We start from the raw sequence: 23,111 nt of genomic DNA on the forward strand, positions 1-23,111 counted from the left end.
GGCGCCGTTTTCGTTTGAGGGCGGGGTAACCGCGTGGCATGTAGGGACGCCCCGCCATGCCGTTCCGGATCCCCGCCATGCTGACCATCCGCCCCGCCCGCGCCGCCGACATCCCGGCCATTGCCGGCCTCTACCGCGCCGCCGTCGAGACCGGCACCGCCACCTGGGAGATCGATCCGCCCGACGAGGCGGAGATGCTGCGGCGCTTCGAGGCGACCACCCAGGGCGGCTATCCCTATCTCGTTGCCGAGGCGGGCGGCGCGCTGGCCGGCTACGCCTATGCCGGCGCCTACCGGCCGCGCCGCGCCTACCGCTTCACCGTCGAGAACTCGATCTACGTCGATCCCGCCCAGCAGGGGCGGGGCATCGGCAGGCGCCTCCTGCAAGCGCTGATCGACGACTGCGCCCGGCGCGGCTTCCGGCAGATGGTGGCGGTGATCGGCGACAGCGACAACGTCGGCTCGCGCAAGCTGCACGCCGCGCTCGGCTTCACGCTGATCGGCGTGGCGCCGTCGCTCGGCTACAAGTTCGGCCGCTGGCTCGACCAGGTGCTGATGCAGCGGCCGCTCGGGACCGGCGACGCCTCGGCGCCCGACTGAAACGAAACGGCCGCCGCAAGGGAGATCGTGGCGGCCGGCAAACGGCGACTGTGAGAAAAGACCGTCAGGCGGCCTTCTTCGGCTTCAGGAGGCCGCGGTTGATCAGCACCTCGGCGATCTGCACGGCGTTGAGCGCGGCGCCCTTGCGGAGGTTGTCGGAGACCACCCACATGGTGAGGCCGTTCTCCACGGTGATGTCCTCGCGGATGCGCGAGATGTAGGTGGCGTCCTCGCCGGCCGCCTCGTAGGGCGTGATGTAGCCGCCGGGCTCGTGCTTGTCGATGACCAGGCACCCGGGCGCCTCGCGCAGGATCGAGCGCGCCTCGTCGGCGCTGATCGGCTTGTCGAACTCGATGTTGACCACCTCCGAATGGGAGACGAACACCGGCACGCGCACGCAGGTGGCGGTCAGCTTGATCTTCGGGTCGAGGATCTTCTTGGTCTCCGCCATCATCTTCCACTCTTCCTTGGTGAAGCCGTCCTCCATGAAGATGTCGATGTGCGGAATGAGGTTGAAGGCGATGCGCTTGGGAAACTTCTTCGCCTCGACCGGATCGGAGACGAAGATGGCGCGGGTCTGGGTGAACAGCTCGTCCATCGCGTCCTTGCCGGCGCCCGACACCGACTGGTAGGTCGAAACGACGACGCGCTTGATCGACGCCTTGTCGTGCAGCGGCTTCAGCGCCACCACCAGCTGGGCGGTGGAGCAGTTGGGATTGGCGATGATGTATTTCTTGGTGAAGCCGGCGGCGGCGTCGGCGTTCACCTCCGGCACCACCAGCGGCACGTCCTCGTCGTAGCGCCAGGCCGAGGAATTGTCGATGACGACGCATTTCTGCGCGCCGATCTTCGGCGACCACTCCTTGGAGATCGAGCCGCCGGCCGACATGACGCAGATGTCGACGTCGGAGAAATCGACATGCTCCAGCGCCTGCACCTTCAGCGTCTTGTCGCCGAACGACACCTCGGTGCCCTGGCTGCGGCGCGAGGCGACGGCCACCACCTCGTCGGCGGGGAAGCCGCGCTCGGCGAGGATCGAAAGCATTTCCCGGCCCACGTTCCCGGTGGCACCGACGACTGCGACCTTGTAACCCATGTTGGACTGACCTTCTGATTGCGGCATGTCGCCGAAAGAGCCGTTCCCCGTCCTGTTCGGCGGCCGGTCGCTCTAGTCTGTCAGGGAGACGTTCGAGGAGGCCACCATCCGCCTCCCCGGACCCCGGGGAGAACGATGCGGGGCGAGGAAGCGTCGATCACGTCGTGGTCGTTTTCGTCGTCGCCGTTTTCGTCATGGCAAGGCCGGCCGGGCGGAAACCCGAGGCACTGGCAAACCGACGAAGACCATTCGCGAACGACATGGACCATTCCTCTCTCGAATGTCGGGCTTTATGGCCGAAAGGTGGGGGCGGGTCAAGGCTTTCGCGCGCCGCCCGCATCGCCCGGAGATCTGAGGCGGCCGCCGCCGGCAGGATGCGCGGCCGGGAGAGAAGAGAGTGGTTGCTCTTAAGCATAATTAACCTCAGGTTGAATATGTAGTATAACGTACAGGCATTTCTCAACCGGGGAGGGGAAAATGCCTTTCAAACTATTCGTTTTATTGTCGATTTCTGGTTGTCTGCTCGGCATGCCGGCTCATGCGCAGACCGAGGACAGTGCCGGCGATACCGGCATCGAGGTCTTTCCCGACCGCATACAGCGGATGATGGAGGCCGACGCTTTCCTGCAAACCACCCAGGAGCTGGTGAACAGCGGCGATCTGGAGGATTCCTTCATCAGCACCGCCAAGCTCTGGGCCAGTCTTCCCATCCGCGTCTGCTTTTTCGGCGGTTCGGTCGATCTCCGCCGGTCGATCGTCAAGACGGCCGCCGCCTGGGAACTGGCGGACAGCAGCATTCGCTTCGACTTCGGCAACCGGAACGATCCTCGCCTCTGCGACAAATTGCAGTCGGCCATCCGCGTGGGATATTCGGAGCCCGGCAACTGGTCGCTCGTGGGGCAGGACAGCATCGTCTATGCGACCCAGTATGAGCAGAGCCTCAATCTCGGCCGCTTCGATGTTGCGCCGCCGTCGGGGTCGGAATTCCAGCGTCTCGTCCTGCACGAGTTCGGGCACGCCCTCGGGCTTCGCCACGAGCACCAGAACCGGGAGGGCAATTGCGAGCAGGAATACGACTGGCCCGCCGTCTACAGCTATCTCGGAGGGCCGCCCAACTACTGGCCGAAGGAGAAGGTGGACAGGAACATGAAGAGCGTGGCCCTGGCCAAGGGCGACGTCACGACGCCCTTCGACGTCAAGTCGGTCATGCTCTACTCCTTCCCCGCGAAATACTACAAGGCGGGCGCCGCGAGCCGCTGCTATACGGCCGGCAACAACGGCCTCTCGACGGACGACAAGGCGGTCATTCGCCGCTTCTATCCGATCGGCGAGGCATCGCCGATGGTTGCCGAGGCCGGGCAGCGGATCATCGAGGCGGCGGCCGAAGCAAACGTGCCGCAGGAGGAGCGGTCGATCATCGCCGAACGGCTGGCGGCTCTCCGGAACGGCGACCCCGTGCGGACGCTGACGCTCGGTCCCGCCAGGGCCGACTACATCGATGTCGATATCTTCGCCTGCCAGCCGACGGAAGCGGCGCGACGCCTCGCCCTCGATGCCGCCGCCGTCATATCCGAGCAGCCCGGCATCGGCCGGCTGCGGGTCCGCAACGAGCCCTATCCCGGCGGCGGCCGCTTCGACAGCGGCCTCAACGTGATCGCCGACGCCGGCCATCCGGAGGTGTCGGAGGCCAAGGCCATCGTCGACAGGCTCAACGCCCGGAATGACGGCACCGCCCGCCTGATCGACAATCGCGGCGGCGTCAGCCGCTGGTATCTGTCGGTCGCCGCCTGCGAGTGAGCGGCATCATTGTCGCGAACGGGAATGCTGGAGCGGCGGGCGTCCGGGCATGTCCGGGCCGCCGCTCCAGCCTCTTGTTGCGCAACGGATTTTCCGAAGGCCCGCCCCGTTCCGGGCCGATGGTCTCGCCGGGGCCACCGACGGGCCGACACCGCATGCGCGTTCTTGCTTAGGCGAACGGGGTGCCGGAGAACTTGAGGAACAAGCAATCCTTTACCCTTCGGGTTGTAGATTTCCTTGAGACTCCCTTCTGAGGGAAAATACCGAGACAAAGCTACGAGGCAAGCATGCCGCTGTTCGGACGCAAGACTTCTTCGGAGAAGGTCAAGGTGATCTTCTTCGACAGCACGCCTGATGCCGTCATGGTCATGGCCGACGGCAAGTTCATCGAATGCAACGCCGCCGCCGTCAAGATGTTCGGCGCTTCGTCGAAGGATGCGCTGATGGCCATGACGCCGGCCAAGCTGTCGCCGCCGACCCAGCCGGACGGCCAGCCGTCGGGCCAGAAGTCCGAGGCGCTGATCGGCGAGGCAATAGCCCAGGGCTACAAGCGCTTCGAATGGATGCACCGGCGCGCCGATGGCAGCGACTTCCCGGTGCTGGTGACGCTGATTCTGTCCAAGGTCGACGGCCGGCCGGTGGTTCTCACCAATCTCGCCGATCTCACCGAGGCCCTGCGCGAGCGCGAGGCGCGGCGCGAGGAGGAGGCGCGCAGCGCCAAGGCCTCGACGCTGCAACGCCTGGCCGGCGAGTTCGACCACGACGTGGCGGCGGTGCTCGGCACGGTGAGCGAGGTGGCCGACCGGCTCGAATCGGCATCGCAGGCGATGTCGGGCTCGGCCGAGCAGACCAACCGGCAGATCACCGAGCTGGCCGCCGCCTCCGAGCAGGTGTCGGCGGCCGTCTGCATCGTTGCCGAATCGGCTGGCGAACTGTCGGACTCGATCGCCGAGATCGGCCGGCAGGTGCACCAGTCGAGCACCATATCGAGCGTCGCCAACGAGGAGGCCCGCCACACCAACGATATCGTCAAAGGTCTTGCGGAAAGCTCGGCCAAGATCGGCGAGGTGATCAGCCTGATCAACGGCATCGCCAGCCAGACCAACCTGCTGGCGCTCAACGCCACCATCGAGGCCGCGAGAGCCGGCGAAGCGGGGCGCGGCTTCGCCGTGGTCGCCCAGGAGGTGAAGGCGCTCGCCAACCAGACGACGCGCGCCACCGAGGAGATCGGTGCCCAGATCGGCGCCGTGCAGGCGGCCACCACCCAGGCGGTCGGCGCCATCGGCGGCATCGCCACGCGCATCGGCGAGATCAACGAGATCGCCGGCGTCATCGCCGCGGCGGTCGAGGAGCAGTCGCGCGCCACCGCCGGCATCGCCAGCAACATCCAGCAGGCGTCGACGGCCAGCTCCAAGGTGTCGGCCAATACCGGCGGCGTCGCCCACGCCTCGGTGGAGACGCGCAAGGCGGCCGAGGCGGTGCTGAGTTCGGCCAAGGCGCTGTCCGGCGAGGCCGGCGGCCTGCGCGCCACGGTCGACCGCTTCCTGCAAGGCGTGCGGCGGGCCTGATCCGGTCTTCAGCCCTGAAATGAAAAGGCCCAGCCTGATGGCTGGGCCTTTTGCTTGTCTTGTGGGGCCTCCGGCTCAGGCGGCGAGCTGGCGCAGCACGTAATGCAGGATGCCGCCGTTCTTGTAGTAGTCGAGTTCGTCGAGCGTATCGATGCGGCAGAGCAGCGGCAGGTCGAAGGTCGTGCCGTCGGCGCGGGTGACCTTCGCCGTCAGCTTCTGGCGCGGCTTGACGTGGGCGATGCCCTCGATGGTCACCGTCTCGTCGCCCGCAAGACCGAGGCTCTGCCAGCTGGTGCCGTCCTCGAAGGTCAGCGGCACGACGCCCATGCCGACCAGGTTGGAGCGGTGGATGCGCTCGAAGCTCTCGGCGATCACCGCCTTGACGCCCAGGAGGTTGGTGCCCTTGGCCGCCCAGTCGCGCGACGAGCCGTTGCCGTATTCGATGCCGGCGAACACCACCAGCGGCACGCCCTCTTCACGATAGCGCATCGCGGCGTCGTAGATGTACATGCGGTCGCCCGAGGGATGGTGGATGGTCCAGCCGCCCTCGACGACGTTGCCGTTGTCGTCCTTCACCATGTAGTTCTTGATGCGGATGTTGGCGAAGGTGCCGCGCATCATCACCTCGTGGTTGCCGCGCCGCGTGCCGTACTGGTTGAAGTCGGCCGGCCGCACCTGATGGCTGGTGAGATACTGGCCGGCCGGGCTGGCCGCCTTGATCGAGCCGGCCGGCGAGATGTGGTCGGTGGTGATCTTGTCGCCGAACAGGCCGAGGATGCGCGCTCCGAGGATGTCGGTGACCGGCGGCGGCGTCATGGTGATGCCGGCGAAATAGGGCGGGTTCTGCACGTAGGTGGAACCCATGTTCCAGCCGTAGGTCTGGCCGATGCCGGCCTCGACGGCCCGCCAGCGGGCGTCGCCCTTGAATACGTCGGCGTATTTCTCCTTGAACATCTCGGCGGTGATGTAGGTGGAGATCGTCTCGTTGACCTCGCGGCCGGACGGCCAGATGTCCTTGAGATAGACCGGCTCGCCGTCGACGCCGGGGCCGATCGGCTCGCTTGACAGATCCTTCTGCACCGAACCGGCCAGCGCGTAGGCGACGACCAGCGGCGGCGAGGCGAGATAGTTGGCCTGCACGTCGGGGCTGACGCGGCCCTCGAAGTTGCGGTTGCCCGACAGCACGGCGGCGGCGACGATGCCGTTGTCGTTGATCGAGCGGGAGATCGGCGGCGGCAGCGGGCCGGAGTTGCCGATGCAGGTGGTACAGCCGAAGCCGACCAGGTTGAAGCCGAGGGCGTCGAGGTCCTCCTGCAGGCCGGACTTGCCGAGATATTCGGCCACCACCTGGCTGCCGGGGGCGAGCGAGGTCTTCACCCAGGGCTTGACGCCGAGGCCCTTCTGGCGCGCCTTGCGGGCCAGGAGACCGGCGGCGACCAGCACGCTCGGGTTGGAGGTGTTGGTGCAGGAGGTGATGGCGGCGATCACCACGTCGCCGTGGCCGAGGTCGAAGTTGCCGCCCTCGACCGGATAGCGGGTGGCGATGTCGTCGGCCTTGCGGTACTCGCTCTGCATGGCGGCGGCAAAGCCGGCCTTGGCACCGGAAAGCGACACCCGGCCCTCCGGCCGCTTGGGGCCGGCCAGCGACGGCACGACGGTGGACAGGTCGAGTTCGAGGACGTCGGTGAACACCGGGTCGGGCGTGTCGGCGGTACGGTAGAGGCCCTGGGCGCGGGCATAGGCGTCGACGAGGGCGATGCGATCATCGGCGCGGCCGGAGAACTTCAGGTAGCGGATGGTCTCCGAATCGACCGGGAAGAAGCCGCAGGTGGCGCCGTATTCCGGGCTCATGTTGCCGATGGTGGCGCGGTCAGCCAGCGTCAGGCTGTCGAGGCCGGGACCGAAATACTCGACGAACTTGCCGACCACGCCCTTCTTGCGCAGCATCTCGGTGACGGTCAGCACCACGTCGGTGGCGGTGACGCCCTCGGCCACCTTGCCGATGAACTTGAAGCCGACCACCTCGGGGATCAGCATCGATACCGGCTGGCCGAGCATGGCCGCCTCGGCCTCGATACCGCCGACGCCCCAGCCGAGCACGGCGAGGCCGTTGACCATGGTGGTGTGGCTGTCGGTGCCGACGCAGGTGTCGGGATAGGCGAGAGTGGCGTTGCCCTCCTCGGCGGTCCACACCGTCTGGGCCAGGTATTCGAGGTTGACCTGGTGGCAGATGCCGGTGCCCGGCGGCACGACGCGGAAGTTGTGGAAGGCGTTCTGGCCCCACTTCAGGAAATTGTAGCGCTCGACGTTCTGCTCGTATTCGCGGGCGACGTTCTGGGCCAGCGAGGAGGCGGTGCCGAAATAGTCGACCACCACCGAGTGGTCGATCACCAGATCGACCGGCACCAGCGGGTTGATCTTGCGCGGGTCGCCGCCCAGGGCGACCATGGCGTCGCGCATCGCCGCGAGGTCGACGACGGCCGGCACGCCGGTGAAGTCCTGCATCAGCACGCGGGCCGGGCGATAGGCGATCTCCTTGTCGACCTTGCCCTTGTTGTCCAGCCAGGCGGCCATGGCGCGGATGTCGGCCTCGGTCACCGAGCGGCCGTCCTCGAAGCGCAACAGGTTTTCGAGGATCACCTTCAGCGAGAACGGCAGGCGCGAGACGCCGGTGAGGCCGTTCTCCTCCGCCGCCTTCAGGTCGTAGTAGACGTAGGTCTTCGAACCGACCTGAAGTTCCCTCCTGGACTTGAAGCTGTCGAGCGACGGCATGCGCGGGGCCCCTTTCCATGCCGGGGGCGCCTTGCGCCGACGGTGGGCGACGGCGCGCCGCGCATCCGTTCGGGCAGGGTCTCGCCACCGGCGAGCTGTTTGACGTTTACGTAATGGTCATGATGGCGACCGAGACTTCCATGCGCCTTATAGAGAATAAGGCGCCGGCTCACCAGACCTTGCGTACGAAATTCTACCATATGGCGGCTGATCCTGTCGCCGCGCCAAGGTTGCAAAGCCTCGTGCCGCGAAAGCGGCTTACGCCGCCGGCCGCGATGCTCTATTGGGAAGCAAACCGCCCGCGCCCGAAATGCCCGTGAGGATGCCCGTGAGCCAGCCCTTCCCGCCCTTCCGCCTCGCCGTCCGCGGGCTCGGCGTCGATCGCGGCGGCCGGCGGGTGATCGAGGCCATCGATCTCGATATCAATGGCGGCGAGACGGTGCTGGTCACCGGCCCCAACGGCGTCGGCAAGTCGACGCTGCTGCGCGCCGTCGCCGGCCTGGTGCGGCCGGCCGGCGGCACGATTGCCTTCCTGTCCGATGGTATCGACGACGCCGACGAGGTCGGCCGGCACGTCCACTATCTCGGACATCGCGACGCGGTGAAGCCGGCGCTGACGGTGGCTGAGAACCTCGCCTTCTGGCGCGACTTCCTCGGCGACGAGGGCGGCGTCCCGGTGGGGGAGGCGCTGGAGACCGTCGGTCTTCTCGACCTTGCCGCCCTGCCGGCCGGCTATCTGTCGGCGGGCCAGCGGCGGCGCCTGGCCATCGCCCGGCTGATCGCGGCGCGCCGGCCGCTATGGCTGCTCGACGAGCCGACCGCCGCCCTCGACGCTGCCTCGGAGGCGCGGCTCACCGGCCTGATGGCCGAACACGTGGCAAGCGGTGGCGCCGTGGTCGCCGCCACCCATCTCGCCATCGGGATCGGCGCCGCCCGCTCCCTGCGCCTCGTTGCCGGGGAGACCGTCTGATGCGGAGCCTTGCCGCCCTGTTCGTCCGCGAGCTGCGCCTCGCCGTCCGCATCGGGGGCGGCGCGCTGATGGGCGTGTTGTTCTACCTGATCGTGGTGACCACCTTCCCCTTCGCCATCGGCCCGGACCTCAACCTCCTGTCCCGCCTCGGCCCAGCCATCCTGTGGATCGGCGCGCTCCTTTCGACGCTGCTCGGGCTCGACCGGCTGTTCGAGGCCGACCGCGACGACGGCACGCTCGACCTGATGGTGATCTCCGGCCGGTCGCTGGAGCTGCTGGTGATCGTCAAGGCGACGGCCCACTGGACGGCCACCGGCCTGCCGCTGGTGATCGCCGCGCCCTTCCTGTCGCTGCTTCTGGCCATGCCCACCGACGTGACGCTGGCCACCGTGGCGACGCTCCTGGTCGGCACGCCGGCGCTGACGCTGCTCGGGGCGATCGGCGCCGGGCTGACGGTGTCACTGAGGCGCGGCGGCCTGTTGCTGCCGATCCTGATCCTGCCGTTCGCCGTACCGGTGCTGATCTTCGGCGTTGCCGCCTCGACGGCCGTCGCCTACGACGTGGCCGCCTTCCGCACGCCCTTCCTGCTCACCCTCGCCATGACGCTCTCGGCGGCGGCGATCTCGCCGATCGCCACCGCCGCCGCGCTCAGGAACGGTATCGACTGACGAAGATCACGCTGCCCGGATGGTGGCGAGGAAGCTCTGAAGTTCCGACTGCAGCCGCTCGGCCTGAGCCGACAGCGCCTCGGAGGCGTGCAGTACTTCCTGGGCGGCAGCGGCCGACTGGCTCGCCGCCTCGCCGACCTCGCCGATATTGCTGGCTACCGTGCTGGTACCGCCGGCCGCCTTCTGCACGGAATCGGCGATCTCCTGCGTTGCCATGCCCTGGTCGCGCACCGAGCCGGCCACCATGTTCGACACCTTGGAAATGTGGCCGATGGTCTCGGTGATGCGCATGATGGCGTCGCTGGAATCGGCGGTCGACGCCTGGATCGCCGCCACCTGGGCGCCGATCTCGCTGGTCGCCTTGGCGGTCTGGTCGGCGAGCTGCTTCACTTCCGCCGCGACGACGGCGAAACCCTTGCCGGCCTCGCCGGCCCGCGCCGCCTCGATGGTGGCGTTGAGGGCGAGGAGGTTGGTCTGGCCGGCGATGGTGTTGATCAGGTCGACGACGGCGCCGATCTTCCTGGCCGCCTCCGACAGCTCGCGCACCTTGGCGGCCGTCTCCGAGGCGTCGCGCACCGCCTGCGAGGCGACTTCCGTCGATTCGTTGACCTGGCGGCCGATCTCGGAGATCGACGAGGCCAGCTCCTCGGCGGCGGCGGCCACCGTGCCGACGCCGGCCGACGCCGCCTCGGAGGCGGTGGCGACGGTCGATGCCTTCTGCGTCACGTCGGCGGAGGAATGGGACAGCGTCTGGGCCGAGCCGTTGAGCTGGCCGGCGGCGGCGGCCAGCGACGAGGCGATGCCGCCGACCGTCTGCTCGAACATGTCGGCGAGCTGCCGCACCTCGGCGCGTCGCAGTTCGGCCTGGGCGGCGGCGTCGGCCTCGCGGGCGGCGCGCGCCCCGGCGGCCTGGGCGAGGCCGGTCTTGAACACCTCCAGCGCCTCGGCCATGGCGCCCACCTCGTCCTTGCGGCCGAGGCCCGGCACCACCGTGGCGAGATCGCCGTCCGACACCTTTTCCATGGCGCGCGAGATGGCGACCACCGGCCGCGAAATCGAGCGGCCGATGACCAGCGCCAGGGCGATGGCGCCGAACAGCGACACGGCCGCGACGATCAGCAGCATGCGGCGGATGGTCTCGATCAGCCCGGTGGTGGCGACGCCGATCGACGTCGATTCGATGGAGGCGGCGGAGCGCACGCCAGCCACCTTGTCGGCGATGGCCGTCGAGGCGTTGGTGAGGTCCTTGGCGGTCAGTGTCCGGAGGTCGGCGGCGATCTGGTTGGCCTGACGATAGGCCTCCTGATAGGTGGTGGCCGACTTCAGCACCTTGCCGAGCGTCGCCGCCTCCTGGCCCTCGCCGACCGCCTTGATCACCAGGTTGAGGCGCTGGACCAGGCCGTTGAAGCCGGCGTCGGCCGCCTTGAGGTCATCGGCGGTGCCGCTGTTCATCAGCTTGTAGACCGCCAGACGGCCGGCATTGTACTGCTCGGTGGCCTTGGTGGCGATCGGCAGCAACTCCGGCTTGCCGAGCTTGTCGACCTTGGAGGAGAAGAACAGCATGTCGTTCTTCAGCTTCTCGCCGAGCGGCTCGACGCTGTCGCGGATGATCTTCTGCTGGCCGGTCTTGAGGTCGATGAGCCGGTTCAGCACGCCGCCGTAACCCTCGAACAGCGAGGCGATGGCCGCCATGTCGTCCTTGCGGGCGCCGCTTTCGATCTTGCTGACGGCGCTGGCGATCGAGGCGCGCGTCGTTTCGGCCGCCGCCTTGGCGTCGGAGAGCGCCGTCTCGCTGCCGGAAACGAGATAGGTATCCACCTTGGCGCTGAGATCGCGGAAAGCGTAGTCGATGTCGCGCGTCAGCTCCACCTCGTCGACGCGCTGGCGATGCTGGGCGAAGGAGCGTTCGAAGGAACTGAGCGAAAAGAGAGAAAGGCCGGCGCAGGCGATCAGCAGCGCGATGATCAGCGCGAAGGCCACGAATACCTTGGAGCCGATGGACAGATTGTTGAACAGACGCGCCATCGCTTCTTCCCCCGAATTGCCGGCAAACCGTCCGGCCCGCGTGCCACCGGCCGCGACAAGATGCGGCGGCGCGAGGCCGAACCGCGGGCGACCTTGCGTATCGAGCGATAATAGGGGAGCGCTGTTAAAGTTTTCCAAACAATAGGCGGGCCGCCTTGCCGATTAACCCATGTAAAAAATAACAATAAACACCGGCATTCCCGCAGGCCGGACCGCCGGTGTCGCCGAAGCCTCGGCAAGACGGAGACCGGACGGCAGCGTTCATCGCCGCCGTTTGAGCACGGCGCTCGGCAGCTCGTCGCCGGCGAAATGCGCCGCGAGGTTGGCGCGCACCAGCGCGCCCATCGCCTGGCGCGAGCCCAGCGTGGCGCTGCCCTGGTGGGGTGACAGCACGACGTTGTCGAAGCCGGCAAAGCGCCGGTCGATTCTGGGCTCGCCCATGAAGACGTCGAGCCCGGCGCCGCCGATGGCGCCGCTTTCGAGCGCGGCGATCAGCGCCGCCTCGTCGACGGTGCTGCCGCGCGAGATGTTGACGAACAGGCCGTCCTTGCCGAGGGCGGCGAGCACGGCGGCGCCGATCAGGCCGGCGGTGCCGTCGCCGCCGGCCACCGTCACCACCAGGATGTCGGCCCAGGCGGCCAGCGCGTCCAGCGTCGGGAAGGCCCGCCAGGGGGCGGCCGGCTTCGGCGAGCGGTTCCAATAGCCGATCTCGGTGTCGAAGCCGGCGAAGCGGCGGGCGATCGCCTCGCCGATGCGGCCGAGCCCGACGATGCCGACCTTGCGGCCGGAGATGCCGCCGGTGGCGAGCGGCGGGGTGCCGGTCTCCCAGGCGCCCGACCGGACGAAGGCGTCGCCCGCCACGATGCGGCGGGCGAGCGCCAGCGTCAGCGCCAGGGCGAGGTCGGCGACGTCGGCGGTGAGCACGTCGGGCGTGTTGGAGACGGCGATGTTGCGCCGACGGGCCGCGTCGAGGTCGACCTTGTCGTAGCCGACGCCGTAGACGGCGATCAGTTCCAGCGCCGGCAGCGCCTCGATCAGCGCCGCGTCGACGCGCTGGCCGCCCGAGGCGACCAGCGCCCGCACGCCGGAAAGCGCCTGCATCCGCCCGTCGGCCGGCGGATCGACCAGCCGGTAGGCGGCGCGCATCGGCGCGAGATCCCACTCGGGCATCGGCGACAGCAGCAGCACCTCGGGGCGGGACGAAGGGATGACGGACATGGGAAGACTCCGGCGGCGGACGGCGAGCGAGGGGGCACGAGGCGGTTGCCGCGTCCTTGACGCCCTCCATTCGTATGACAATAGTGCCGTCGTCGCGCAAGCCGACACGGGCGAAGATTGCCCGCGGCCGCGCCGGGGAGGACAGCATGGCCGACTACGAAGCCTTCGACGACCGTTTCTGGTCGCTGGTCATCGGCAGCGCCGCCATCGAGCAACTGTGGTCGGGCGGCCGCTGGGTGGAGGGGCCGGTCTACGTGCCGGCCGCCAAGGCCGTCGTCTGGTCGGACATCCCCGAGGATCGGTTGATGCGCTACGACGAGACGAGCGGCGCCGTCTCGGTGTTCGAGCATCCCTGCGGCTACCACAACGGCCATGCGCTCGACGCCTTCGGCCGCATCGTCGCCTGCGAGCACGGCGGCCGCCGCATCTCCCGCCTCGGTTTCGACGGCCGATGGCAGACGATCGTCGACCGCTTCGAGGGCAAGCGGCTCAACTCGCCCAACGACGTGGTGGTGAAGTCGGACGGCAGCATCTGGTTCTCCGACCCGAGCTACGGCATCGACAGCGACTACGAGGGCCACGCGGCAGAGAGCGAGATCGGCGCCTGCCACGTCTACCGCCACGACCCGGAGAGCGGCGAGACGACGGCGGTGATCACCAGCCTTTCCAGACCCAACGGCCTCGCCTTCTCGCCCGACGAGCGCATCCTCTACGTCTCCGACACCGGCGCCACCCATGTGTCCGGCCATCCCAGGGCGATCCACGCCTTCGACATGACGGCCGACGGCCGTGCCGTGGCGGGTGCCGGGCGCCCCTTCGCCACCGCCGACGCCGACCTGTTCGACGGCTTCCGCGTCGATACCGCCGGCAATATCTGGACGTCCTGCGGCGACGGCGTCCGCATCTACGCCGCCGACGGCACGCTGCTCGGCCGCATCAACATTCCCGGTCCGGTCTCCAACCTCTGCTTCGGCGGCGCCAAGCGCAATCGTCTCTACATCACCGCCAAATGGTCGCTCTATGCGGTCTATGTCCACGCGACGCCGGCCGGCTGGGCGAGATCGTCGGCCTGGCAAGGAGCAGCCTAGTCCAAAAGTAGTGAACAACGATAAGTGTTACCACTTAACCAGATGTGATGACTGCGGTTTCCAGGACGCAGACCTGCATGCTGGAAGCGTTCCTACCCAAGAAAACTGTCGACAGGCCCGGCAGAATCGATATTGAACTGAGGCAATCGACAGTCTCCGGAGTTGACCCAACGTGGGCGATGATCGTGCTCGGCTCAACCTGAAAAGTCTGGCCCGCCACCTCGACCTGTCGATTACAACCGTCAGTCGAGCCTTGCGCAATGGGCCGGAGGTTCGCAAGGAGACCATCGAGCGGGTCCAGAAGGCGGCGGCCGAGCTGGGCTACGTCCGCGACTTCGGCGGCCTGACGCTCCGCACCGGCCTTTCCTATTCCATCTGCGTGCTGATGTCGGCGGTGCCGCCTGATGACATCGCCGACACCGGCTCGGTCGGCCTGTTGCAGGGCGTGCACGAGGTGGCGCAGGCGGCCGGCTACGCCGTCACCGCCGTGCCGCTCGCCCCCGGCGCCGATCCGATCGACGCGCTGAAGACCATCATCGACGGTCGCCGCGCCGACGGCCTGATCTTCGACCACACGCTGCCGATGGATCCGCGCGTCCGCTTCCTGCTGGAGCGCGACTTTCCCTTCGTCACCTTCGGCCGCACCGAGCTGTTCACGCCGCACGCCTGGTTCGACATCGACGACGAGGATGCCACCTTCCGCGCCGTGCACCATCTTCTCGACAGCGGCTACCGGCGCATCTGCCTGATCAACCCGCCGACCGAGTTCATGTTCTCGCAGTACCGGCTGCGCGGCTATCGCAAGGCGCTGGCCGAGGCCGGCATCGAGATCGACCCGCGGCTGATCCTCGACCTCGACCTGACCGCCCGGCGGACGCGCGCCTCGGTCAAGGATATGATGCTGCAGGAGAGCCCGCCGGACGCCTTCATCTGCGTCAACGACATCACCTCGCTCGGCATGATGACCGGCCTGCGCGACATCGGCCTCGATCCCGCCGACTTCGGCTTCTGCGCCTCCACCACCACGCGGCTGATCGAATATGTCGAGCCGACGCCGGTCAGCTTCTATTTCCCGCTGCAGGAGGCCGGCCGCCGGCTGACCCGGCTGATGCTGCGCCGGCTGGAGGGTGAAACCGATATCACCCAGCTCCAGGAACTGGCCGCCGCCGAGATGCATGTACCGGCCAAGCGGTAGGTTTTCCGCCTCGTCACGGCTCCGGCATCGTTTCAGTTGCCCGGTCCGGGTCGCCGGGCTATGCTTCCGTGGTTTTCCCGCGTCCGCCGCTCCGTGGGAAAAGGGATGCTGATTCCTGGGGAGCAGCGGCCTCCGACCTCTTCAGGACTGCCATGGCTGACCTCGTCAATCGCGCCTCCGCGACCGACCTCGCGGGAAACTGGACGCTTCACTCGGCGGATGAATCGATTTCCGTGCCCTTGCCGCTGCCGGGCGACGGGCTGTCGGCGCTGATCGCCGCCGGCGTGCTCCCCGATCCCTATGTCGGCGAGAACGAGCTGGCGTCGCGCTGGCCGGCCGAGCGCGACTGGATCGCCCGCCGGACCTTCTTCATCGACGCCGAGGCGCTGTCCCACCCCTGGGCGATCCGCGTCGACGGCCTCGACACGGTCGCCGAGATCAGGATCAACGGCCGGGCGGTGCTGTTCGCGGCCAGCATGTTCCGGCCGCACCGGGCCGAGCTTGCCGAAGCGCTGGAGGCCGGCGACAACACCATCGAGATCGTCTTCCGCTCCAATGCCGCCGCCGCCGTGGCCGCCGCCGCGACGCAGCCCTACGAGCAGCCCTACAGCGCCCAGATGCAGGCGTTCGCGCACATCAATCTTCTCCGCAAGGTGCAGTGCCACGCCGGCTGGGACTGGGGCATTGCGCTGATGCCGTTCGGTCTCTATGGCGCCATTCGTCTCGAACGGGATGATTTGCCGCGGATCGCCTATGTCCAGCACCGCCAGTACCATGACGGGGAGAGCGGCGCCGCCCTGGTGGAGGTCGACGTCAGGATCGAGGCGTCCTCGGACGGCGAGGAGTTGCTGACCGTCGAGTTCGCCGGCCAGCGGCACGCCCGCACGGTCGCCTATGCCGCCGGCAGCACGGTGGTCACCGCCGCCTTCCGGGTCGAGGAACCGCGCCTCTGGTGGCCGGCCGGCTCGGGCGGCCAGCCGCTCTACGATCTCGAGGCGAGCCTCGGCGACAGCGTCGTCCGCCAGCGCATCGGCCTGCGTCAGATCGAGGTGGTGATCAAGCGCGACGCCATCGGCGTGCCGCTCACCGTGCGCATCAATGGCCGCGACCTGTTCTGCCGCGGCGCCAACTGGATTCCCGCCGACGCCCTGCCGTCGCGCATCACGCCGGAGGCGGTGCGGCCGCAACTCGAGGATGCGGTGGCCGTCGGCATGAACATGCTGCGCATCTGGGGTGGCGGTCAGTACGAGCCGGACTGGTTCTACGACCTCTGCGACGAGCTCGGCATCCTGGTCTGGCAGGACATGATGTTTGCCTGCGCTCTCTATCCGGCCGACGAGCCCTTCCTCGCCGAGGTCGACCGGGAGATCGAGCACCAGGTGCGGCGGCTGTCGCACCACGCGTCGATCGCCCTCTACTGCGGCGACAACGAGGTGATCGGCGCGCTGACCTGGTTCGAGATCGCGCGGCAGAACCGCGACCGCTACCTCGTCGCCTACGACCGGCTCAACCGCACCATCGAGCGCGCCGCCCACCGGGCCGATCCCGACCGGCTGTTCTGGCCGTCGTCGCCGTCCAAGGGGCCGCTGGACTTCGGCGACGCCTGGAAGGCGGAAGGCTCCGGCGACCAGCACATGTGGGACGTCTGGCACGGTGCCAAGTCGTTCTCGGCCTATCGCGACGTGCGGCCGCGCTTCGCCTCGGAGTTCGGCTTCCAGTCCTTCGTGTCGCTGTCGACGCTCCGCCGCTACATCGCCGAGGAAGATCTCGACATCGCCTCGCCGGCCATGGAACTGCACCAGAAGAACGCCGGCGGCAACGCCCGCATCGTCGAAACCATCTCGCGCTACTTCCGCTTTCCGAAGAATTTTGAAAACGTCGTCTATCTGAGCCAGGTGCAGCAGGGCCTCGCCATGAAGACCGGCATCGACTTCTGGCGGTCGATCAAGCCGGAGTGCATGGGCGCGCTCTACTGGCAGCTCAACGACACCTATCCGGTGGCCTCCTGGTCGTCGATCGAATACGGCGGCCGCTGGAAGCTGCTGCACTCGATGGCCCGGCGCTTCTTCGCCGCCGTCAACGTGGTGGCGATCCCGTCGCCGGACGGCACCAGCGTCGAGCTTGTGGCCGTCAACGACACGCCCTCCGAGGTGGTGGTGTCCGGCCGGGCCTTCTGGCTGGCGACCGACGGCGGCCGCCGGCCGGCCGGCGAATTCATGCGGACGGTGCCGGTCGACCGGGCGGTGCCGCTCCTCAGCGTGCCGGCCGACGGCGGCCGCGAGGCGGTGCTGGCCTTCGCCTGGAGCGATCCCTTCGGCGACCACCTCGATCATCTCGCCGTCACGCCCTACAAGGCGCTGCGCCTTGTGGACCCCGGCCTGACGGTGTCGGCGCAGAAGACGGGCATCGGGCAATGGCGCTTCACCCTGAGCGCCGAGGCGCCGGCCTTCTATGTGGCGCTGGAAGCGGCGCCCTACGGCGTCTTCTCCGACAATGCCGTGCTGGTGACGCCGGATGCGCCGGTCTCCGTCATCTGGACGTCGCGCTCGGGCGACGTCGATCCGGTCGATGGCCTCGTCGTGCGCGACCTCTGGTCGAGCTACCGGCCGGCCGGGATCGTCGTCCGTAAAGAGTGAGGGATCATCCGGTGCCGCCGCCTCAGCGCGTCGGCACCGGCGTCGGGCCGCGATAGTCGTAGAAGCCGCGCTGCGTCTTGCGGCCGAGCCAGCCGGCCTCGACGTATTTCACCAGCAGCGGACAGGGGCGATACTTGCTGTCGGCGAGACCGTCGTGCAGCACCTGCATGATGGAGAGGCAGGTGTCGAGGCCGATGAAATCGGCGAGCTGCAACGGTCCCATCGGATGGTTGGCGCCGAGCCGCATGGCGGTGTCGATGGAATCGACCGTGCCGACGCCCTCGTAGAGCACGTAGATCGCCTCGTTGATCATCGGCAGCAGAATGCGGTTGACCATGAAGGCCGGGAAATCCTCGGAGACGGCCACTGTCTTGCCGAGCTTGGAGACGAAATTCCGCGCTGCCTCGAAGGTCTCGTCCTCGGTGGCGATGCCGCGTACCAGCTCGACGAGCTGCATCACCGGCACCGGGTTCATGAAGTGGATGCCGATGAAGCGCTCGGGACGGTCGGTGGAGGCGGCGAGGCGGGTGATGGAGATCGACGAGGTGTTGGTGCCGATCATCGCCTCGGGCTTCAGCTCCGGACAGAGCCGGCTGAGCGCCTTGCGCTTGATGGTCTCGTTCTCGGTCACCGCCTCGATGACCAGATCGGTGTCGGCGAAGCCGTCGAGGTCGTCGAGCAGGCGGATGCGGGCGAGCGCCTCGCGCCGCTGCTCCTCGGTGATCTTCTTGGAAGCCACCTGCCGGCCGAGGTTGGCGGACACGACCTCGAGGCAAGCCTCGAGCCGGTCGCGCGCCGTGTCGTGGAGCGCCACGTCGAGACCGGCGAGGGCGCAGACATGCGCAATGCCGGAGCCCATCTGACCCGCGCCCATGACGCCGATCGACTTGATTTCAATCATTGAAGTCCTCGACCCTCTCGGATGGCGCCGGCCGGCGGCGCCCCCTCTTGACACGTATCAGGTCATTCTAGCTCAACCAAGCGCCTTCGTCAGCTCCGGCACGATCTCGTTGAGGTCGCCGACGAGGCCGAAGTCGGCGATCTGGAAGATCGGCGCCTCGGGATCCTTGTTGATGGCGACGATCACCTTGGCGTCCTTCATGCCGGCGACGTGCTGGATGGCGCCGGAGATGCCGATGGCGACGTAGAGGTCGGGCGACACCGCCTTGCCGGTCTGGCCGACCTGCCAGTCGTTGGGGGCGTAGCCGGCGTCGACGGCGGCGCGGCTGGCGCCGACCGCCGCGCCGAGCCGGTCGGCCAGCGGCAGCAGCAGTTCGCGGAACCGCTCCTCCGAGCCGAGCGCCCGGCCGCCCGACACCACGACGCGCGCCGAGGTCAGCTCCGGCCGGTCGGCCTCGGAGAACTGCTCGCCGACGAAGGCGGACAGGCCGGGATCGGCCGGCACGGCCACCGCCTCGATCGGCGCCGGCGCCCGTTCGGCGCCCGGCGTCGGCCGGAAGGAGGCGGTGCGGACGGTGACGACGCGGATCGGATCGGCCGAACGCACGGTGACCACGGCGTTGCCGGCGTAGGTCGGCCGCTCGAAGGTGTCGGGGGCGAGCACGGCGGTGACGTCGGACAGCTGCATGACGTCGAGCAGCGCGGCGGCGCGCGGCAGGGCGTTCTTGAAGGTCGAGGTCGCGGGTGCCAGCAGCACGCCATAGGCCGGGGCGAGCGACACGAGGAGCGCGGCGAGCGGCTCGGCCAGTTCGTGGGCGAGCTGCGGCGCCTCGGCGGTCAGTACGCGGACGACGCCCGGCAGCCGCGCCGCCTCGGCGGCGGCGCCGGCGACGCCGTCACCGGCGAGGAGCACGTGGATGTCGTCGCCGACGGCAAGCGCGGCGGTCAGCGCCTTCAGCGTGGCGTCCTTGAGGTGAGCGCCGTCGTGGGCGGCGACGAGAAGGGTGGTCATGGCTTTAGCATTCCCCCGAAGGCTCAGATGACGCCGGCGGCGTTCAGCCGCTCGATCAGTTCGGCGACCGAGCCGAGGCGGACGCCGGCCGGCCGGGCCGGCGGCTCGGCGGTTTTCAGCACGGTCAGGCGAGGCGCCAGATCGACGCCGTACTGGCCGGCGTCGCGGACATCGACCGGCTTCTTCTTCGCCTTCATGATATTGGGCAGCGAGGCGTAGCGCGGCTCGTTGAGGCGGAGGTCGGCGGTGACGACGGCCGGCAGCGTCAGCCGCACGGTCTGGAGGCCGCCGTCCACTTCGCGCGTCACCTCGATGGCATCCGTGCCGAGGGCGAGCTTTGATGCGAAGGTGCCCTGCGGCCAGCCGAGCAGGGCGGCCAGCATCTGGCCAGTCTGGTTGCTGTCGTCGTCGATCGCCTGCTTGCCGAGGATGACGAGGCCGGGCGCCTCCTCGGCGACCACAGCCTTCAGGAGCTTGGCGACGGCCAGCGGTTCCACCGGGCCGGCCGCCTCGATGACGATGCCGCGATCGGCGCCCATGGCCAGCGCCGTGCGCACCGTCTCCTGCGCTTCCTTCGGACCGATCGACACGGCGACCACCTCGGAGGCGGCGCCCGCCTCGCGCAGACGCAGCGCTTCCTCGACGGCGATCTCGTCGAAGGGATTCATCGACATCTTGACGTTGGCGAGATCGACGCCCGAACCATCGGCCTTGACGCGGATGTTGACGTTGTAGTCGACGACCCGTTTGACGGGCACCAGGATCTTCATCGGAACCATCTCTCCGGAGAGCGGGGCGAGGGCCGAAACGGCCGGTGGCGGGCGGATTTGACGCGCGAGGCGAGACCGTAGCGGCCGTCCGCGCCGTCGTCAACGGCGGGCTGAAGCGCGTTTTTTGCCTGCCTCAGGCGCCGGAAGCCGCTGGCGCGGCTGCCGGTTTTCTGCCTCGGTCGCCGGCGGACCTCCGGTCCTTGGCGTCCGCTCCGCTTTTTCGTCTTTCGGGGCTTCGTCCCGAAAGACCCGCTTCGGGCGCCGCCGCCTGGCGCCGGAAACCGCTGGCGCGACCTTCAGGAGACTGTTCTGCGGGCAGGGGCCTTGAAGCGGTCAGAAGGGAGCGATCAGCCGGCGGAGATAGTCGAGTTCCAGCGCCGGGCGGCCGGGATCGGCATAGCGGCGGCGCAGCTCCTCCAGGAGCTTGCGCGCCCGCTGCACCTCGATCTCGCCGGGCACGCGGGTGCTGTCGCCGAAATCGGGGCCACGCCGGCCGGTCGGCCGGCCGAGCGGATCGGTGCCGCCGTTGGCCAGGCCGCCGGGCTCGCCGCGGCCCTGCATCAACTGGCGGGCGCCGCGCCGCAGCGCGTCGAGGGCGGTGCCCTGGTCGCCCACCGCCGTTTCGGCGTCGCCGGAACCGAGGCTGCGGCCGGCGTCCTGCATGGCGCGGCCGGCGCCCTGCAGGCCGTCCTCGCCGCTACCCGGCTGGCCGCCGGGCAGGCCGGCCATCAGCTCGTTGAGGCGGCGAGCCAGTTCCGCCTGCTCCCTGGCGAGGCCGTCGAGCACCTGCCGGTCGCCGCTGTCGTCGCCGAATTCCTCGCCGGCATAGCCGTCGGGCGTCAGCTTGTGGGTGCGGTTCTGCAGGTCCTGCTGGCGGCGGATGATGTCGGCGAGCGCGTCGAGCGTCGGATCGCTCTGGCTGCCGGACTGCGGCCTGGCGACCTGCAGGCCGGACAGGATGTCGTCGAGCCGCGACAACAGCTCGGCGGCGGCGTCGCGTTCGCCGAGCTTGCCGAGTTCGCGCATGCGGTCGACGAGGTTCTTGAGATCGTCGCCGGTGACGCGCTGGCCGCCCCGCTGCTCGAGGTCGCCGAGGCGGGAGGGATTGCCGGCCGCCGTCTCGGCCATCGCCTTCAGATAGTCGTCGAGGGCGGCCTTCAGTTCGTCGGCAAGGCGGGCGATCTCCTCGGGCGGGGCGCCGCTCTCCAACGCCGTCTTCAGCGCGTCGCGGGCGGCGGCGAGGCGCTGTTCGACCGGCGCCAGATCGCCGGCCTCGATGGCCAGCGCCATCTGCCAGAGATAGTCGAGCGCCGACTTCAGCTCGGCATCGTCGCGGGCGAGCAGGATGCGGTTGCGGGCGACGCGCAGGCCGAGCACCTCGCCGGCGCCGCTGAGGAAGGGCGCGCCGAGGTCGCCCAGCGTCTCGAAGGTGGCGGCCACCTCCTTGGCGCGGTTGGCGTCGCCGGCCAGCAAGCGCCGCTGTTCGGCAATGGCAGCGGCGAGCGGGTTGCGGAACGGCCGGGCCGGCAGGTCGATGACGAGCGGCGGCGTCTCGGCCACCTGGCCGGCGTCGTCGCGCGCTTCCAGCGTCAGGCGGACGCGGCTGCCGGCCAGCGGATGGGTGGTGAGGTCGGCGGTGGCGACGGCGCGCGTCTCGCCACGGCGCGGCAGGGCGAGCGGCACGTCGGAGAGGGCAACGAGCGGCCGGGCGCCGGCCGGCAATTCGGGCGCCAGCACGGCGCGGGCGGCGGCGACGCCGTAGTCGTCCTCCGCCGCGTAAGTGAGGCGGAGGGCGCCGCGGGCGGTGGCGGCCGGCTGCTCCAGGAGGCGAATCTCCGGTGGCTTGTCGGCCGTGATGGCGATCGGCAGATCGAAGGGCGACAGGCCGCCGCCCGACAGCGTCAGCCGGCCGGAGGCGGCGAGGCGATACTCGTAGGCGATCTGCCCGGCCGTCGGCGACCGGCCGGCGAGGGTGACCGGCGGCTTGTCGGCCTCGGCGAAGGCGACGGCCGGCGAGCCGACGCCGGCGAGCCGCACAGCCAGCATGGTGCCTTCCGGCAGCACGACCGGCGCGGCGGCGGCGCCGTTGGCCGTCACCAGGGCACGCGGCGACAGGTTTGTATAGGCCGGCGGGCTCGCCCAGACGTCGACGCGGATGTCGGATGGCGCGGCGGCCGGCAGGCGGAAGGCGGCGGCGAGCGGTCCGAGGTGGTCGGCGGTGGCGAAGAAGCCGACGATGACCGCCAGGAAGACGGCGGCCCGCAAGGCGTAGGGATCGGCGCGGTCGAGACGCGGCGACGGCAGCCGGGGCCGCAGGGTGGTCAGACGTGCCAGGAGACGCCGGCGGTGAGCCTGCCACAGCGCGTCGGCCGTGGCGTCGCCGGGCATTGCCGGCCGGTCGAGGAAGGCGCTGAGCGGCCGATGCGGCACGCCGCGTTCCAGCCGGTCGGCGGCCTGCCGGCGGTCCGGCCGGGGCGTCCGCAGGAGATTGACGAGAGCGAACAGCAGGGCGACGGCGAACAGGCCGGCGGCGGCGAGACGGAGGGCGGCGGGCAGCCGCTCGAAGGCGCCGAGCCAGGCGAGCGCCAGGAAGGCGCCGGCGATCGACAGCAGCAGCGCCAGGCGCGGCCACAGGCCCTCCCAGACGAGCGCCAGACCGGAGAGCGCCACGGCGCGCGACGCTTCGGGCGGCAGGCCGTCCCGGTGGTCGGGCTGGTGCGGTGCGTCTGTCATCGAGCCTTCCCTGGCTGTGTCCTGTGGGTCACTTTAGAGGTGAATTGGGCCGAAGATAAGGGTG

The 23,111-nt window shown here is 69.1% G+C and carries 16 protein-coding genes; 8 read left to right on the top strand and 8 right to left on the bottom strand.

Translation table 11 applies throughout. The annotated features are described in order from the left end of the window. Window positions 1–56: 56 nt before the first annotated feature. Window positions 57–599 (top strand): GNAT family N-acetyltransferase, encoded by a 543-nt coding sequence (locus tag H512_RS0112950; RefSeq protein ID WP_053239832.1) that lies wholly within the window; start codon window positions 57–59, stop codon window positions 597–599. A gap of 64 nt (window positions 600–663) precedes the next feature. Here H512_RS0112950 and H512_RS0112955 read toward each other — a convergent pair whose 3' ends face one another. Continuing rightward, a complete protein-coding gene (locus H512_RS0112955; protein ID WP_026783819.1) occupies window positions 664–1,695 on the bottom strand; it encodes an aspartate-semialdehyde dehydrogenase in 1,032 nt (343 codons plus the stop codon). A 528-nt stretch (window positions 1,696–2,223) separates the two neighbouring features. Here H512_RS0112955 and H512_RS25835 point away from each other — a divergent pair. Then, entirely contained in the window at window positions 2,224–3,492 is a 1,269-nt protein-coding gene (locus H512_RS25835; protein WP_026783820.1) for a zinc metalloprotease, read from the top strand. A gap of 287 nt (window positions 3,493–3,779) precedes the next feature. After that, window positions 3,780–5,060, top strand: a complete 1,281-nt coding sequence (locus H512_RS0112965; RefSeq protein WP_026783821.1) for a methyl-accepting chemotaxis protein — start codon at window positions 3,780–3,782, stop codon at window positions 5,058–5,060. A gap of 75 nt (window positions 5,061–5,135) precedes the next feature. Here H512_RS0112965 and acnA read toward each other — a convergent pair whose 3' ends face one another. Next, a complete protein-coding gene (gene acnA, locus H512_RS0112970) occupies window positions 5,136–7,832 on the bottom strand; it encodes an aconitate hydratase AcnA (RefSeq protein WP_026783822.1) in 2,697 nt (898 codons plus the stop codon). Window positions 7,833–8,160: 328 nt separating this feature from the next. Here acnA and ccmA point away from each other — a divergent pair, with 328 nt between their 5' ends. Then, window positions 8,161–8,802, top strand: a complete 642-nt coding sequence (gene ccmA, locus H512_RS0112975) for a heme ABC exporter ATP-binding protein CcmA (RefSeq protein ID WP_245585406.1) — start codon at window positions 8,161–8,163, stop codon at window positions 8,800–8,802. After that, a complete protein-coding gene (gene ccmB / locus H512_RS0112980; RefSeq protein ID WP_026783824.1) occupies window positions 8,802–9,470 on the top strand; it encodes a heme exporter protein CcmB in 669 nt (222 codons plus the stop codon). The genes ccmA and ccmB overlap by 1 nt, the downstream gene beginning before the upstream one ends. Window positions 9,471–9,476: 6 nt before the next feature. On the opposite strand, the gene H512_RS0112985 is transcribed toward ccmB, so the two are convergent. Continuing rightward, entirely contained in the window at window positions 9,477–11,495 is a 2,019-nt protein-coding gene (locus H512_RS0112985; protein WP_026783825.1) for a HAMP domain-containing methyl-accepting chemotaxis protein, read from the bottom strand. 261 nt (window positions 11,496–11,756) lie between these two features. Further along, window positions 11,757–12,713: a 2-hydroxyacid dehydrogenase gene (locus tag H512_RS0112990; RefSeq protein WP_026783826.1), complete on the bottom strand. Its 957-nt coding sequence runs from the start codon at window positions 12,711–12,713 to the stop codon at window positions 11,757–11,759. Window positions 12,714–12,859: 146 nt separating this feature from the next. On the opposite strand from H512_RS0112990, the gene H512_RS0112995 reads away from it, so the two are divergent. The 3 genes from H512_RS0112995 (at window position 12,860) to H512_RS0113005 (ending at window position 17,632) form a co-directional block, all read left to right on the top strand. Beyond that, window positions 12,860–13,801: an SMP-30/gluconolactonase/LRE family protein gene (locus H512_RS0112995; RefSeq protein WP_026783827.1), complete on the top strand. Its 942-nt coding sequence runs from the start codon at window positions 12,860–12,862 to the stop codon at window positions 13,799–13,801. 172 nt (window positions 13,802–13,973) lie between these two features. Further along, on the top strand, window positions 13,974–14,996 hold the full coding sequence (locus H512_RS23890; protein ID WP_084798470.1) for a LacI family DNA-binding transcriptional regulator: 1,023 nt from the start codon (window positions 13,974–13,976) through the stop codon (window positions 14,994–14,996). Window positions 14,997–15,148: 152 nt separating this feature from the next. Beyond that, complete coding sequence (locus H512_RS0113005; RefSeq protein ID WP_026783828.1) at window positions 15,149–17,632, top strand: glycoside hydrolase family 2 protein; 2,484 nt, start codon at window positions 15,149–15,151, stop codon at window positions 17,630–17,632. A gap of 22 nt (window positions 17,633–17,654) precedes the next feature. On the opposite strand, the gene H512_RS0113010 is transcribed toward H512_RS0113005, so the two are convergent. From H512_RS0113010 to H512_RS23895, 4 genes are all read right to left on the bottom strand, one after another. Beyond that, complete coding sequence (locus tag H512_RS0113010) at window positions 17,655–18,533, bottom strand: 3-hydroxybutyryl-CoA dehydrogenase (protein ID WP_026783829.1); 879 nt, start codon at window positions 18,531–18,533, stop codon at window positions 17,655–17,657. 72 nt (window positions 18,534–18,605) lie between these two features. Continuing rightward, window positions 18,606–19,544, bottom strand: a complete 939-nt coding sequence (locus H512_RS0113015) for an electron transfer flavoprotein subunit alpha/FixB family protein (protein ID WP_026783830.1) — start codon at window positions 19,542–19,544, stop codon at window positions 18,606–18,608. Between the two features lie 23 nt (window positions 19,545–19,567). Further along, window positions 19,568–20,314, bottom strand: coding sequence for an electron transfer flavoprotein subunit beta/FixA family protein (locus H512_RS0113020; RefSeq protein ID WP_026783831.1), 747 nt, complete (start codon window positions 20,312–20,314; stop codon window positions 19,568–19,570). Between the two features lie 333 nt (window positions 20,315–20,647). Then, window positions 20,648–23,047 (bottom strand): TIGR02302 family protein, encoded by a 2,400-nt coding sequence (locus H512_RS23895; RefSeq protein ID WP_053239834.1) that lies wholly within the window; start codon window positions 23,045–23,047, stop codon window positions 20,648–20,650. Window positions 23,048–23,111: the final 64 nt, after the last annotated feature.

The organism is Pleomorphomonas koreensis DSM 23070, from assembly GCF_000425185.1.
Lineage (GTDB): Bacteria > Pseudomonadota > Alphaproteobacteria > Rhizobiales > Pleomorphomonadaceae > Pleomorphomonas > Pleomorphomonas koreensis.

What these genes read in the sequence shown, in the direction of transcription:
- H512_RS0113010 (WP_026783829.1), bottom strand. Translation starts at nt 18,533, where the DNA reads ATGATTGAAATCAAGTCGATCGGCGTCATGGGCGCGGGTCAGATGGGC.
- H512_RS23895 (WP_053239834.1), bottom strand. Translation starts at nt 23,047, where the DNA reads ATGACAGACGCACCGCACCAGCCCGACCACCGGGACGGCCTGCCGCCC.
- H512_RS25835 (WP_026783820.1), top strand. Translation starts at nt 2,224, where the DNA reads ATGCCGGCTCATGCGCAGACCGAGGACAGTGCCGGCGATACCGGCATC.
- H512_RS0112950 (WP_053239832.1), top strand. Translation starts at nt 57, where the DNA reads ATGCCGTTCCGGATCCCCGCCATGCTGACCATCCGCCCCGCCCGCGCC.
- H512_RS0113015 (WP_026783830.1), bottom strand. Translation starts at nt 19,544, where the DNA reads ATGACCACCCTTCTCGTCGCCGCCCACGACGGCGCTCACCTCAAGGAC.
- H512_RS0113020 (WP_026783831.1), bottom strand. Translation starts at nt 20,314, where the DNA reads ATGAAGATCCTGGTGCCCGTCAAACGGGTCGTCGACTACAACGTCAAC.
- H512_RS0112955 (WP_026783819.1), bottom strand. Translation starts at nt 1,695, where the DNA reads ATGGGTTACAAGGTCGCAGTCGTCGGTGCCACCGGGAACGTGGGCCGG.
- H512_RS0112965 (WP_026783821.1), top strand. Translation starts at nt 3,780, where the DNA reads ATGCCGCTGTTCGGACGCAAGACTTCTTCGGAGAAGGTCAAGGTGATC.
- H512_RS0112990 (WP_026783826.1), bottom strand. Translation starts at nt 12,713, where the DNA reads ATGTCCGTCATCCCTTCGTCCCGCCCCGAGGTGCTGCTGCTGTCGCCG.
- H512_RS0113005 (WP_026783828.1), top strand. Translation starts at nt 15,149, where the DNA reads ATGGCTGACCTCGTCAATCGCGCCTCCGCGACCGACCTCGCGGGAAAC.
- H512_RS0112985 (WP_026783825.1), bottom strand. Translation starts at nt 11,495, where the DNA reads ATGGCGCGTCTGTTCAACAATCTGTCCATCGGCTCCAAGGTATTCGTG.
- ccmB (WP_026783824.1), top strand. Translation starts at nt 8,802, where the DNA reads ATGCGGAGCCTTGCCGCCCTGTTCGTCCGCGAGCTGCGCCTCGCCGTC.
- H512_RS0112995 (WP_026783827.1), top strand. Translation starts at nt 12,860, where the DNA reads ATGGCCGACTACGAAGCCTTCGACGACCGTTTCTGGTCGCTGGTCATC.
- acnA (WP_026783822.1), bottom strand. Translation starts at nt 7,832, where the DNA reads ATGCCGTCGCTCGACAGCTTCAAGTCCAGGAGGGAACTTCAGGTCGGT.